14 protein-coding genes and 1 pseudogene are annotated in these 14073 nt (G+C 37.6%); 2 read left to right on the top strand and 13 right to left on the bottom strand.

Going from position 1 to position 14073, the window contains the following annotated elements; translation table 11 throughout:
- Positions 1 to 5: 5 nt before the first annotated feature.
- The 13 genes and pseudogenes from KJS36_RS10945 to KJS36_RS07160 form a co-directional block, all read right to left on the bottom strand.
- A pseudogene (locus KJS36_RS10945) lies at positions 6 to 744 on the bottom strand (fructose PTS transporter subunit IIA); the annotation flags it as partial.
- Complete coding sequence (gene pfkB, locus KJS36_RS07215; protein WP_213536127.1) at positions 734 to 1660, bottom strand: 1-phosphofructokinase; 927 nt, start codon at positions 1658 to 1660, stop codon at positions 734 to 736. The pseudogene KJS36_RS10945 and the gene pfkB, both read right to left, overlap by 11 nt.
- Complete coding sequence (locus KJS36_RS07210) at positions 1657 to 2364, bottom strand: DeoR/GlpR family DNA-binding transcription regulator (RefSeq protein ID WP_213536125.1); 708 nt, start codon at positions 2362 to 2364, stop codon at positions 1657 to 1659. Before KJS36_RS07210 ends, pfkB begins: the two co-directional genes overlap by 4 nt.
- A gap of 109 nt (positions 2365 to 2473) precedes the next feature.
- Positions 2474 to 3619 carry an amidohydrolase gene (locus tag KJS36_RS07205; RefSeq protein ID WP_213536124.1) on the bottom strand — a complete coding sequence of 382 codons (1146 nt, stop codon included), beginning with the start codon at positions 3617 to 3619 and terminating at the stop codon, positions 2474 to 2476.
- A gap of 165 nt (positions 3620 to 3784) precedes the next feature.
- On the bottom strand, positions 3785 to 5608 hold the full coding sequence (gene dnaK, locus KJS36_RS07200) for a molecular chaperone DnaK (protein WP_213536123.1): 1824 nt from the start codon (positions 5606 to 5608) through the stop codon (positions 3785 to 3787).
- Between the two features lie 89 nt (positions 5609 to 5697).
- Positions 5698 to 6231 carry a nucleotide exchange factor GrpE gene (gene grpE / locus KJS36_RS07195; RefSeq protein WP_213536122.1) on the bottom strand — a complete coding sequence of 178 codons (534 nt, stop codon included), beginning with the start codon at positions 6229 to 6231 and terminating at the stop codon, positions 5698 to 5700.
- Between the two features lie 38 nt (positions 6232 to 6269).
- Positions 6270 to 7310: a heat-inducible transcriptional repressor HrcA gene (hrcA, locus tag KJS36_RS07190; RefSeq protein WP_213536175.1), complete on the bottom strand. Its 1041-nt coding sequence runs from the start codon at positions 7308 to 7310 to the stop codon at positions 6270 to 6272.
- A gap of 135 nt (positions 7311 to 7445) precedes the next feature.
- Positions 7446 to 7937 carry a hypothetical protein gene (locus KJS36_RS07185; protein WP_213536121.1) on the bottom strand — a complete coding sequence of 164 codons (492 nt, stop codon included), beginning with the start codon at positions 7935 to 7937 and terminating at the stop codon, positions 7446 to 7448.
- 13 nt (positions 7938 to 7950) lie between these two features.
- Positions 7951 to 8364, bottom strand: a complete 414-nt coding sequence (locus KJS36_RS07180; protein ID WP_213536119.1) for a hypothetical protein — start codon at positions 8362 to 8364, stop codon at positions 7951 to 7953.
- Between the two features lie 123 nt (positions 8365 to 8487).
- Positions 8488 to 9285, bottom strand: a complete 798-nt coding sequence (locus tag KJS36_RS07175; protein WP_213536117.1) for a M15 family metallopeptidase — start codon at positions 9283 to 9285, stop codon at positions 8488 to 8490.
- On the bottom strand, positions 9275 to 9967 hold the full coding sequence (locus KJS36_RS07170; RefSeq protein ID WP_213536115.1) for a histidine phosphatase family protein: 693 nt from the start codon (positions 9965 to 9967) through the stop codon (positions 9275 to 9277). The genes KJS36_RS07175 and KJS36_RS07170 overlap by 11 nt, the downstream gene beginning before the upstream one ends.
- Positions 9968 to 10157: 190 nt before the next feature.
- Entirely contained in the window at positions 10158 to 11495 is a 1338-nt protein-coding gene (locus KJS36_RS07165) for a PFL family protein (protein WP_213536113.1), read from the bottom strand.
- A gap of 158 nt (positions 11496 to 11653) precedes the next feature.
- The gene (locus KJS36_RS07160; protein WP_213536111.1) at positions 11654 to 11920 is read right to left on the bottom strand and encodes an ACT domain-containing protein; all 267 of its coding nucleotides are present in this window, start codon (positions 11918 to 11920) and stop codon (positions 11654 to 11656) included.
- Between the two features lie 181 nt (positions 11921 to 12101).
- Here KJS36_RS07160 and KJS36_RS07155 point away from each other — a divergent pair, with 181 nt between their 5' ends.
- Both KJS36_RS07155 and KJS36_RS07150 read left to right on the top strand, forming a co-directional pair.
- A complete protein-coding gene (locus KJS36_RS07155) occupies positions 12102 to 13046 on the top strand; it encodes a UbiA family prenyltransferase (protein ID WP_213536109.1) in 945 nt (314 codons plus the stop codon).
- The gene (locus KJS36_RS07150) at positions 13043 to 14059 is read left to right on the top strand and encodes a winged helix DNA-binding domain-containing protein (RefSeq protein WP_213536106.1); all 1017 of its coding nucleotides are present in this window, start codon (positions 13043 to 13045) and stop codon (positions 14057 to 14059) included. The genes KJS36_RS07155 and KJS36_RS07150 overlap by 4 nt, the downstream gene beginning before the upstream one ends.
- The last annotated feature ends 14 nt before the right edge of the window (positions 14060 to 14073 follow it).

Here is a 14073-nt window from a genome sequence, read left to right as displayed (position 1 = left end):
ATGACGAATAGCCTCTGCGACAGGCTTACTTAACAAAGATTTTCCTGCAAAACGTGCCATCTCTACTTTTTTATCTGCTGCCACCAATACACCGGAAGCCTTGGCTATATCAGCCGCTGTCAATCTATTATCTACACCGCGCGCACCATTTGTCTCAACTTTAATACCAACACCCAACTCAGCTGCTGCTTTGTATAAAGCTTCTTCTGCCATATAAGTATGCGCAATCCCAGTGGTACAAGCTGTCACAGCTACGATAAACTTATCCGCTTGTACATCAGTTACTCTTTCTTCTAACTTTTGACTGAATAATCCTTGCACCTCATCAGCCGTCTTTGCACTCAGCAATTTTTCTTTAAAACCACCTTGTAAAAGATATTTAGAAAGATTGGCTAGAGCTTCCAAATGTGTATCGTTAGCTCCCTCAGGTGCAGCAATCATAAAGAACAACTGTACATCTTTTCCATCCAGCGCCTCATAATTGACACCGCTTTCAGATTTAGCAAAAAGAACAACAGCTTCTTTCACTGCCGAATTTTTAGCATGAGGCATCGCGATTCCATCCCCAAGTCCAGTAGAAGTTTGTGCTTCCCGCTTTAAAATATCTGCTTTAAATGCGTCAAAATCATTTACATAGCCGTGAGCAACCAGTGATGCTATCATCTCATCAATTACGGATAGCTTATCCGTTGCTTTGAGGTCAAGTAACATGACTTCTTTTTTCAAAAGTTCCTTAATTTCCATTAGAAATCTCCTTTATCTTAATTTGATTAAAACACTTTTCTAAAAATACTTTGCTTGGCATATCTTCTGAAAATACTTTCGCCGTACCACAAGCTATACCACGTTTGAAAGCTGCTATTGCATCATGACTTTTACTCCATTCAGCAAGAAAACCAGCCATTGTTGAATCTCCTGCACCGATTGAATTTTTCACAATTCCTTTAACAGGTTCAGCAAAATAAACTTTATCATCAGTAAAAAGCAAAGCACCATCTCCCGCCATAGAAACAATAACGTTTTGTGCTCCCATTGCAAGCATTTTTTTCCCATAAGGAATAACTTCTTCTGTTTTCTCAAATTTCACAGAAAAAATTTCTTCTAATTCTTCCAAATTTGGTTTCACAACAATTGGACCTGCGCTCAATGTTTCTAGCAACTTCCCCCCATCAACATCAATCGCAAATTCAGCCCCATAAGATTTAACTTCTCGAATAAGTCGTTGATAAAAAGTCTCTCCCAAAGCTCTAGGAATGGTCCCAGCAAAGACAACACTATCATTTTCGCTCAAACGTTCAAATTCTTTCCTAAACTTTTTAACATCATCATCTGTTAAATTTGGTCCTGCAGCATCAAGGCTTGTTTCATTTGACCTCGTCTTAATCTTTACATTGATACGTGTTTCAGCAAAAATAGGAGTAAAAGCTGTTTGACTTCCCTCACTTTTAAGAAAATCATCAATAAATCGTCCTGCAAAGCCACCAATAAAGCCCAGCGCTGTATTTTCAACCTCTAAACGATTCATCATCCGACTTTCCATAATCCCTTTTCCGCCTGGAAGCATCTTCGTCAATCGTGTTCTATTTACTTTCCCTTCTTCAAACTGATTATATTCCATAAAATAGTCCAGCGCAGGATTTAAAGTCACCGTATAAATCATTTTTTCTCCAATTCTGTAATCATTATCACTTCATCTGCTTGCGCAAATCTAACAAAACTTGTTTGACCGATTTTGGACGAATCAATCAAAACGAAAGCCTCATCTGCTTGTAGTATCGCTTGTCTTTTAATTGCTGCTTCTTCACTATCTGGCGTCATCACTCCACTTTCCTCAACAAAAGCATTTGCACCAATAAAAGCAAGATTAAAACGATAATTTTTCAACTGACTTAAAGCGACACTTCCAGTAATGGCATCCGTTGTTTTCTTTACACATCCACCAAGGATATAGACCGTCAAATGCTCAGCTACAAGATTAGAAGCATGAGTTACAGAGTTTGTAACAATCGTCAATTCCTTTTTCAACTGTTTTATTCCTGCAATCATACTACCCGTCGTGGTCCCCGCATCAAGGAAAATAACATCTCCTTCTTTTATTTTTTTTAAAGCCTTGTTAGCAATTATTTGTTTTTCATGAACGTTTTTAGACGTTTTTTCAAAAATTGATAATTCTTTAGATAAGTCTTGAATAAGTTCTGCACCACCATGTACACGGCGCAACTTTTTTTCTTCTTCTAAATCATTCAAATCGCGTCGTAATGTGGATATGGAACTTTCTGTTACCTCTATTAGTTCCTCCAATGTCGCTCTACGTTGTTGCATAAGTAAGTTAATAATTTTTAACTTTCGCTCATTTACTAACATATCACCTCTCCTTGTAATTGCTTTCATTTTACATTATACATCATTTTCGTTCAAAGTCAACCAAAAACTATCAAAAAATACTAAAAAAAAAAATAGAATTTAAAAAATCCTATTTCTCGGATAAATATTTCAACATCTCAAAACTACTTTTCACATAATAATCAATAGCTACAGGCAATGCTTCATCTTGGATAATCATATCTGGTGCATGAAGTCCTGCCGTTCCCGCATCATTAGAACCTATAAAAGCAAAAACTGACGGAGCCTGCTTACGATAACTTGCAAAATCTTCACCAGCACTAGAAGGCTCAGGCAAAGTTACTTTATCAAAGTTTTTTTGAACCATAGCAGATAGAACTTCTGTCAATTCAGGGTCATTATAAGTCAAATCTGAACCCATAATCCATTCAATCTCAATTTTCACTCCATAAACTTTTGCACTCGCTTCAACGATTTCGATAAATCGTTCTTTTGTCATTTTACGTACTTCATCATCAAAAGTTCGGATTGTTCCCTCAAAAATTGCTGAATTTGGCAACACATTCCAAGTATTTCCAGCTTCAATATGAGTCACAGAAACAACTGCTGCCTCTAAAGGTGGCACATTACGCGATACAATGGATTGTAAATTTTGAACAATTCCCGACAAAGCAAGAATGGAGTCGATTCCCTCATGCGGATAGGCTGCATGACTTCCAACGCCCGTTATTCTAACATAAAACTGCTCAACGGCTGCCATCACACCCTTTTCACGTAAACCAATCACACTTGTCCCTAAGGTTGGAATATTATGATAACCCAAAAAAGCTTGGACATCATCTACCGTTCCACTTTCAAGCACCATTTTTGCCCCTGTTCCATGCTCCTCTGATGGTTGAAAGATAAGTTTGATTGTTCCCCGAAGTTCATTTTCACGCTCTTTTAAAATCTTTGCAGCACCAAGTAAACTCGTCATATGCAAATCATGCCCACAAGCGTGCATCACTCCAATATTTTTTGAAGCAAAATCCAATCCCGTCTCTTCTTTTACTGGCAAAGCATCAATATCAGCACGCAAAGCAATGACAGGCTTTCCTTGTCCAATTTTAGCAACAATCCCTGTTTTTAAATTACTGTCTAAAATTTCAACTCCCCAACTTTTTAATTTTTCTAGCAAAAATTTTGTTGTTTCCACTTCTTGCTCAGACAATTCTGGATGTTGATGTAAATAATGTCGAATTTCAGTGAGTTCTTTTTCAAATGTTTTTTCTATCATAAGAATTATTATAACAAAAAATAATAATAAGCTGGTCTTTTTATTGCGGTATTTTTATTAAAAGTTTTTATATATTTTCTTACTTCAAATTCAATTTTGTTAAATTGCAGCCATTCATTACACAAAAAAAGCTTTTACAAATATAAAAGCTTTTTTATTCTAAACTTATTTACTTTCTTCAAATTCACCATCAAATGTATTATCATCTTTTGGTGCTTCTTGAGTAGCTCCTGTTTCACCGGCAGCTTGTTGTTCAGCATTTGCTTGTTCGTAAAGTTTTACAGCAAGGTTTTGAGCGATTTCAGACAAAGCTTCTGATTTGGCTTTGATATCTTCGATATTATCGCCTTCAAGTGCTTTTTTGAGTTCTTCTTTCGCATCTTCCGCTTTTTTCACTTCAGCTTCATCAACTTTTCCTTCAAGATCTTTGATTGTCTTTTCAGTTTGGAAGACGAGCGCATCCGCTTCATTACGTGTATCTACTTCTTCTTTACGTTTTGCATCTGCATCTGCATTAGCTTCGGCATCTTTCATCATCTTATCAATTTCATCATCAGAAAGTCCTGAGTTTGATTTGATAACGATGGTTTGTTCTTTTTGTGTACCAAGGTCTTTGGCTTTTACAGAAACGATACCGTTCTTATCAATATCAAATGTAACTTCGATTTGTGGAATACCACGTGGTGCTGCAGGGATATCTGTTAATTGGAAACGTCCCAAAGTCTTGTTATCAGCGGCCATTGGACGTTCTCCTTGGAGGACATGAATGTCAACAGCTGGTTGATTGTCAGCAGCGGTTGAGAAGACTTGTGATTTAGATGTTGGAATTGTTGTATTACGGTCAATGAGTTTTGTAAATACGCCACCCATTGTTTCGATACCGAGTGAAAGTGGTGTAACATCAAGAAGAACAACATCTTTAACGTCACCAGTGATGACACCACCTTGGATTGCTGCACCCATTGCAACAACTTCGTCAGGGTTGACTGATTTGTTAGGTTCTTTACCTGTTTCTTTCTTAACAAGTTCAACAACGGCTGGAATACGAGTAGAACCACCAACAAGAAGAACTTCGTCAATATCAGATGTTGACAATCCAGCTTCTGCAAGAGCATCACGAACCGGACGGCGTGTACGTTCAACAAGGTCAGCAGTCAATTCATCAAATTTTGCACGTGTCAATGTATTTTCCAAGTGGAGAGGGCCATTAGCACCTGCTGTGATGAAAGGTAAGCTGATTTGTGTAGAAGATACACCAGAAAGATCTTTCTTCGCTTTTTCAGCAGCATCTTTCAAACGTTGCAAAGCCATTTTATCTGTTGCAAGGTCAATGCCGTTTTCTTTTTTGAATTCAGCAACTAAATAATCAATAACTTTTTGGTCAAAGTCATCTCCACCAAGATGATTATCACCAGATGTTGCTAAGACATCAAAGACACCGTCACCGAGTTCAAGGATTGAGACGTCAAATGTACCACCACCAAGGTCAAATACAAGAATTTTTTCATCACGGTCAGTTTTATCAAGTCCGTAAGCAAGTGCAGCTGCAGTTGGTTCGTTGACAATACGTTCTACTTCAAGGCCAGCAATTTTACCAGCATCCTTTGTTGCTTGACGTTGGGCATCATTGAAGTAAGCAGGAACTGTGATAACTGCTTTATCAACTTTTTCGCCAAGGTAAGCTTCAGCTGTAGCTTTCAAGTTTTGCAAAATCATTGCTGAGATTTCTTGTGGAGAGTAAGATTTCCCTTCAGCTTCGACTTTGTAATTTTCGCCCATGTGACGTTTGATTGAGATGATTGTATTTGGATTTGTAATTGCTTGACGTTTTGCTACTTCACCGACTTGGATTTCTCCATTTTTGAAAGCAACAACAGATGGTGTTGTACGATTGCCTTCTGGATTTGCAATAATTTTTGATTCAGAGCCTTCAAGAACTGCGACTGCTGAGTTTGTTGTACCTAAGTCAATACCGATGATTTTAGACATATTTAATACTTCCTTTTTTATTTTTACTTTGTGCCATGCACATTTTTTGCTTCTTCATAGTTTTTTGTCGTTGCGGACAATGTTTTATTTTATTGAGCAACAACTACCATTGCTGGTCTTAATACACGCTCATGGAGTTGATAACCTTTTTGAAAAACTTGAACAATGCTATTTGCCAGATGTTCGTCGTCTGTTGGAACAGTTTGAACTGCCATATGAAAGTTCGGGTCAAATTCATCTGCCGTTGAAATCTCACTGATTCCTTCTTCTTTGAGGGCATTTACTAAGCTCTCTTGTACCATTTCAAGTCCGCGTTTAACATCATCTGTCAAACCTTCAACAGCAAGAGCGCGCTCAATATTATCCAAACTTGGCAAGATTTTTTTTGCCAAATCTTGTGAGCGATATTTGATAAGAGAAAGACGTTCTTCGTTGCTTCTACGTTGAATATTTTGCATTTCAGCTGAAACACGTAGAAATTTATTTTCCCATTCATCAGCAGCTTTTTGAGCTTCTTCAAGGTCACTGATTTCATCTTCTACAATATCTTCAAGCGCTTCTTCTGTAAGTTCTTCTTGAACTTCTTGGTCTTTTTTTAATTCTTCTTTGTTTTCTTCGGTCATGTGACCCCCTTTTTTATTGAAAAATTTCATTTTTCTTATCATTTCCTAATTTCGTAGTGATTGCCGTCAAGATAACGATAATAATCACTGAGTTTCATTGTTAAAACCTTTGCTACTAAATCGAGAATTGATAATATCCGTTGATAATCCATCTCAACTGGTCCAATAACCGTTAAAGTACCTAAACCACGATAAGGAATAATGAACTTTTGACTGATAATGGTTAGATTTTCAAGAAAATCTTTTTTCTTGAACTCAACAGAGCGCATCTCGTCATTATCTGTGGCTTGTCTAATCTCATGTACCATACGTGTGTCATCGCTGAGCATTTTATAAAGTTCAGAGAGATTTTCTGTCGTATAATCAAAAATATTTTGACGCCCACTACTGATAAGTTTATCATTAAATAAATCTGAGAAAACTGTATCAAAAAGTTGTAGTACATCATTCACGACTTTAAAATATTGCTGTACAACTTGAGGAATTTCTGTACGTAAGGAGTAATGAATATCAATTACTTTTTTACCTACTAGACGTTCTTTGACTACATCGGAGAATACTTGTAAATCTGCTTCAGTCATGCTTTTTGGCATGATGAATTGATTGGTCCTGACTTCTCCAGTAGCAAGTGTCACCACGGCAAGAACGGAATGACTATCCAACATCACAAGTTCAAATGAAATCAGTTGCTGTTCTCTTTGAGGAATATTTAAAACAAAACTCGTCAAACCTGTTAAGCTCGATAATGTTCTACTCGCAGTTTCAAATAAATCTGATAAGCGATAAAACTCTCCATCAAAAGCTTTCATGATTTGAAAAAGGTCATTTTGACTAAATTCTTCAAGAGTGAGAACATTATCAACAAAATACTTATAACCCAAAATACTTGGAATACGTCCACTTGATGTATGTTCTTTTTGAATAAAGCCGAGTTCTTCCAAAACTTTCATATCGTTTCGGATAGTGGCACTTGATGCGTGTATTGAGTCAAGAAGTGCTTTTGAACCAATCGGTGTATGGTCTCTGGAATAAAGTGAAACAATCAGATTCAAAATCTGTCGTTGACGTTCTGTAATCATTTTTTGCTCACTTTCTTTTTTTATTAGCACTCGTACTTCCTAAGTGCTAAAATTATTATATCTCTTTTATTTAGAGCTGTCAAGAAAAAACTACAAAAAATTAGCACTCTTTTTATACGAGTGCTAATTTTTAATTCAAATCATGTCAACCACGCGTTTTTCAATCGCTGCTGTTTGTAAAATTTTTCCGATACGTTTAATCGTTCCTGAGAAGAAATAAATATAAAAATCATCTTCCAGCGTTCCAACTCGTGTTCGTCCCATAAAAACTCCTGTGGCTATTTTTACATCTGTCATACGGTCAAAACGGATACTTTCAACGGTGTGATGAAAAGGTCGCCAGTGAGCATAAATGAGACGTTGACGATTGGTTACTGCAAAAGCATAATAACCTTTTGTAGTTCGCCATTTTACTTTATCTTTATTTTCTTTTCCTGCTTGTGCTTGAATGGAATTTGCTGGCTGAAATCTGCCTTCAAAAGCAATCGCTACTTCCTCATCATCAAGTAATGCTTCTCTAATCAGTCCAAAATGTTTAATATCTAACCATGTTCCCAATAATGGGAGTAAATGATGTCCTAGCTTATATTTTTTGGAAAAAGCAGTCATATTCTTAGGTAATCTCATCTTTTATATTCCTTTATAGTAGTTTCGATACTTTGGCTGCAAGATAAATATTTCCTGCTGTGATAATTAAAACAACAACTGGATAATAATTTTCTAATAAAATTCGTCCATTGACTGCATAATAAGTCAACCAAACGACAACAAGAAATGTAAGTACGACTAATGCTATAAATGTGATTCGCCAAAAGACAACCATCAAAACGACTAGGACAATCGCAAGAAGAATAAAGATAATCGTTTCCCAATCGAAAATGAAGTGACTTACCTCTTTCCATTCGCTTGTGAGAAAGTTATTTGTTCCTGTGAAGGCACTCTTTACTTTTGTGTCTAAACTATTGACTGGTGTTGTTAATGCTTTTATCAATCCATTGATAGTATATAGCCATAATCCAATATTTACTAATAAAAATAGATAGGTTCTTTTCATTTTATTTTGTTTCCCCTTGTGAAATTTTCATATCCTTACTATTATACGAAAAAACCATAAAAAATGGGGAAATAAAATCAGATTTCTTAATATTTTTTTATTTTCTAAGAAATCTGATTTTATTTATTCTGGTAAAAGCTGTAAGTATTCTTCCAAGGTGAGATGATGGCTTGTCATGTATTCCGCATTTTGGACACCGACATAGCGAAAATGCCAATCTTCAGGATGTACTCCTGTACTGTTTTCGCCCCAACTTGTAAAACGCTGGACAAATCCATATTTGGGAGCAAGTGCTGCTACTTTTGAAGAAATAGCAAGCGGACTTGCATTTAAACTATTGACGTTACTCATATCAATCGCAAGTCCTGTTTCGTGTTCGGAACATTCTGGCGGTTGAGAGTAAGTTTGGACATTTTGAATGGCTTGTGCTTTGGAAATTGCTGTTCCGTTTGTGTTGACGGTTCCGTCTCCTGCCATTTCATCTGCGATATACTGGTTGTAGAGTTGAGTTTGGTAAGCAACTGAACGATAGCCTGAAATGAGATGTTCCTCTGGTGAAATTTGCTGGGCGGCGGTTAAGAAATTTTTTACTGCTGTTGCAATCCGAACATCTACTTGTTTTCCGTCAACCGTTGTGAGCTGTGGGTTCATTTCTGCTTTTGGATGTTGGCGATTGACTAATACTAAATCCCAATCGGTGCGATGAGCAATAGGGAGAGCTGTTCCTGTGCTACTACTGCTTGTGGAACTTTCAGAACTTTTGATGCTGCTTGCTATATTTTTTTCTAGCTGAGATGTTGATGCTTTAGTTTTTTCTGGTTTGTGAAAGGTATTACTTGGTAAAATAAGGGTTACTCCTATGACGAGAGCGATTCCTATTAAACTTAATATGATATAAATTGTTTTTCTTTTACTTTTCATGCTTTAAATAATTTTGTCCTAATTTTCGATAGCTCATGTCACCAACTTCTCCTACTGTGAAATTACCGTTTTCGTAGGTTAAATGAGTAACTGAACCATTGTCTAATCCGTATGCTCTAGGAAGGTCTGGACGCAAAAGCTTGATGAAGGTACCAATCGTCATTCCGTGACTAACGATAACGATATTTTTTGCAGCTACTTTTTCAGATTCTGCAGCAATATCATGAAAACCTGTCATAATACGTCCTGAAAGTTCTTCCCAGGTTTCTGCCCAGCCCGCTGTATCTACTTCGTAGATAGCTTCTGCGATTTCTTCGTAACTTCTTATTTTACCACTTTTGCCTTTTTCTGCAAAAATACGTGGAAGAACACCATCAAACAGTTCGCCATCATAGCCGCCGTCAAAACTGCCAAAACACCATTCGCGGATACGTTTGTCAAATTTATAGGGAATATTTTCATTGTCAGAGTATTTGAGGACAAATCCCATTGTTTGGATGGTGCGTCCTGAGTCTGATGAATATGCTCTATCAAACTTGATTTTCTTTTCTTTAAAGCCTATGCCAAGCTCGGTAACACCAAGTTCTCCATCTGCGGTTAATGGTGTGTCAGACCAGCCTTGAGCGCGACCGATTGTATTGAACATTGTTTTTCCGTGACGGACGAGATAAATATTTATCATGAATTTTTTCTTCACTTTCAGTGATTTTCTTTATATAAATTATATCATAAAGTCTATTTTTCAGCTGTCTTATTTGAATGTAACAAAAAACAGAATTTTATTTTGAAAAATCCTGTTTTTCCTGTTATAAATTTTTTTGACAGAACTGTCATAGAGACTGTTGTAAGTTTGTATCTCTGTCAAAAAATTTTTAGTTCTTAAATGAGTGAATGGGAGCTGGAATTTGTCCACCACGAGCGATAAAATCGGCTGAACTGGCTTGATTGACTCGCATCACTGGAGCAGTACCAAACAGTCCACCAAATTCGACTTGGTCGCCCTCTTTTCCAAGTGGAATGACACGAACAGCGGTTGTTTTCTGGTTAATCATACCAATCGCTGCTTCGTCGGCAATCATTGCTGCAATCGTTGTTGCCGGTGTGGCTTCGGGAATGGCAATCATGTCAAGACCAACGGAACAGACACAAGTCATCGCTTCGAGTTTATCAAAACTGAGCGCTCCGCTATTGACCGCGGCAATCATTCCTTCGTCCTCAGATACGGGAATAAAGGCCCCAGAAAGTCCGCCAACACGCTCTGCTGCCATGACACCGCCTTTTTTGACAGCATCGTTGAGCATGGCAAGTGCCGCTGTTGTGCCATGTGTCCCCACTGTTTCCAGTCCCATTTCTTCAAGGACGCGCGCGACAGAATCGCCAATCGCTGGTGTTGGTGCGAGCGAAAGGTCAACAATGCCAAATTCAACATTGAGGCGTTCGCTGGCGAGTTTACCAACGAGTTGACCAATTCGTGTGATTTTGAAAGCTGTTTTTTTAATCGTTTCTGCGAGAATATCGAAACTTTCACCACGGACTTTTTCGAGCGCACGCTTGACAACACCTGGGCCAGAAACTCCGACATTGATAATCGTATCAGCTTCGCCAACACCGTGAAAAGCGCCCGCCATAAACGGATTGTCCTCGACAGCATTCGCAAAAACGACAAGTTTGGCACACATCCATTTGCCTTTTGTGGACATTTCCTTGATAATCTCGCCCATGTCGCGAACGGCGGTCATGTTAATCCCAGCTTTGGTTGAGCCGACATTGACAGAAGCACAGACACGGTCGGTCACAGAGAGCGCATTTGTAAGGGAATCAAGGAGAATTTTGTCGCCTTTTTGATAACCTTTTTGCACGAGCGCTGAAAAGCCACCAATAAAGTCAATACCAATCTCCTTGGCAGCTTTGTCCATCGCAAGCGCGAGCGGTGTGTAATCCGTCGCGTCTGTCGCTGCGCCAATAATCGCAATCGGTGTGACAGAAACGCGTTTATTGACAATCGGAATGCCGAGTTCATCAGAAATTTCGTTGCCGACTTCAACAAGTCTGCCCGCTTTTGTGACGATTTTTTGGTAAATTTTTTCAGCTGCTTTGTCAATATCTGGGTCAATACAATCAAGGAGCGAAATGCCCATTGTGATTGTCCGAATATCGAAATTTTGCTCCTCAATCATCGTGATTGTTTCTTTTATATTTTGAATGTCCATTTTTTCTTTCTTCACTTGAAAATTTATTTTTGACAGGGCTACAAACTTACAACGTCGTTATAAGTTCACCCTGTCCGAGAAGGCTGAGAATAAATTCTCTAGCCCCTACGGCAGTTCTGTCAAAAAATTTTTATCATAAAAAGTTGCTGACAAGTCTATCAAAGCTTGTGCATTGCGTCAAAAATTGCTTGATTTTGCACGTGAATGGTAACTCCAAGCGCTTTTCCTTTATTTTGCAAAGTATCTTTTAGATTAGCAAAATCCGCTGTATCTGAAGTTTCAACAATCATCATCATTGTAAAAGCGCCACTCATCAAAGTTTGTGAAATTTCTATAATATTTGCTTGAAGCTCCGACAAAGTTGTTGTCACTCCTGCTACAATCCCAATCTTATCTGCTCCGACAACGGTTACTACTGCACGCATTTTTGTCTCCTTTTGATTTCAAAGTAATAATTTTTTCTATTATATCATATTTTTTAAGCATTCTTCTCTTTTCATTCAAAATTGTCAGAATTTTTTCGTTAATTTTCGGTATTTCCTTACATTTTTGTATCTCACTTCTGCTGTCAAGGAAATTTGTGATTATTTTTGTTATAATTTTCTTATGAACTTCAAAACTTTTCTTAATTTTGTGAGAATCCAAACCTTGCCTGTCGAAGCTTTTTCGCCAGTTGCAGGAATTTTATTTTCTATTTGGTATTTTCACAGTTTTCATCTTTTACCAACTATTTTATTTTTGATTGGTCTCATTTCAATCAATCTTTTTGTTTCAGCTTGGAACAATTTGATGGACTATTACAAGGCACTTGATCCAGAGTACAAACAGCGCGGCAATATTATTGCCAACCGCAATATCAATCCAAAACTGGCACTGGCAATTTGCCTCATTTTTCTTGGAATTGACATTATCGTTGGAATTGCCGTTGTTTTCTTGACAAATCTGGCGATTTTGCCGATTGGCGGAATTTGCTTTATTGTCGCGGTTTTCTACACTTTTGGCCCTTTTGCATTCAGTCGTTTTCCGCTGGGTGAAGTGTTGGCTGGACTTTGTGGTGGATTGTTCGGTTTTTGCTTAGCTGTCTATATCAATTCCTTTGATAAAGCTTATTTCGTTATTCATTTTATTGATTGGAAAATGCTCTGGACTTGGGATTTTAAAGCACTTTTGCCGATTGTCCTTGTGGGAATGATGTGCTTTGCGCAAAATTTCAACGTCATGTTTTCTGATAATATCTGCGACTTGGAGCAAGATGTCAAAAACGGTCGCTTTACCTTGCCATATTACCTTAAAACGCCTGCTAGTTTGGTACTTTATATTGCAATGTACATCTTTGCTGCAGCCTGTGTTCTGCTGGCAATCATTCTTGGAATTTTACCAATTTGGTGTTTGTTGATGTTGCTTGAAGCCCCAATAATTATCATGAACATGAGAAAATTCTTAGCAAAACAGGTTAAGTCTGAAACCTTTGTTTATCAAATTCGCAACCTTGTTTTGTACAATGGCGGACTTGCTGTGACCTTATTGATTGGAATTTTATTAAGAAAATGAGAGAAAAAGAAATTTTATCTGAGCGTTTAAATTCTCATGGACTTCTCATGAAAAAAGCGAATGTTCTTGACGTTTTGCGTCAAACTATAGGTATTCAAGCTCAAGCACAGCGCGAAGCCGAACTTAATCTCGCTCTACGCAGCCAAGATTTATCTTTGACAGAACTGTCAAAACTTTATGAAGAAGGAAAAATCGTTCGTAGTTGGGCAAATCGCTGGACTTTGCACCTTTTGACCTACGAAGATTGGGAATTACTCATCAATGCACGGCAAAATGAAAGCTTACCAAATTCTTATTTTTTAGGTGAAAAAGAACTTGCTCTAGCTGTTATCACTTTTCTGACTGACTTATTGAAAGTTCGGAAATCATTGACAAAATCTGAAATAGAAGCTCTAATTAGTCAAGATTTTCCGAACTTTAATCTCAAAAGCTATTTACTCCAAGCCGTCCTGCAAACGATGATGCAACAAGGAATTTGCTATTTTGATGCTGGAATTTCTAGCAGAGCCTATCGCCTTGTTTTTGCCGAACATTTCCAGCGAACAACTGCCGAGCGAGCAATTGAACTTCTCATTCAACGCTACATGACAGGCTTTGCGCCAGCAATTTTAGAAGATTTTATCAAATGGTCTGGCTTAAAAATTTCCATCGTCCGCCCCATTTGGCAAAAAATAATTTTTGACAGTTCTGTCAAAAATATTGAAAGCACTGGCGGAAAAACTTTTATTGCTGCACGTTTTGACAGTCTTTTGACAGGCTACGCGGATAAAACTTGGCTCACTTCCCAAGATAAAATTCCAGAAATGTGGAGTAAAAACGGCATTCTCATGGCACCGATTATTTTTGACAATCAGCTCGTTGGCAAGTGGCATTATAAAATATCTGCTAAAAAAATTACTTTCACAGTTGAGCATTGGCTTCCTCTAAATCAATCTCAAATCGAAGAAAAGTTATCTGATATTGCTCATTTTTTAGAGAAAAAAATGCAAACAATAATTTACAAACAAATTTAAAACGAGCTATCACT

The sequence above is a fragment of the Lactococcus nasutitermitis genome (assembly GCF_018403765.1).
GTDB classification, from domain to species: domain Bacteria; phylum Bacillota; class Bacilli; order Lactobacillales; family Streptococcaceae; genus Lactococcus; species Lactococcus nasutitermitis.
This window is presented reverse-complemented; position numbering and strand designations above follow the sequence as displayed.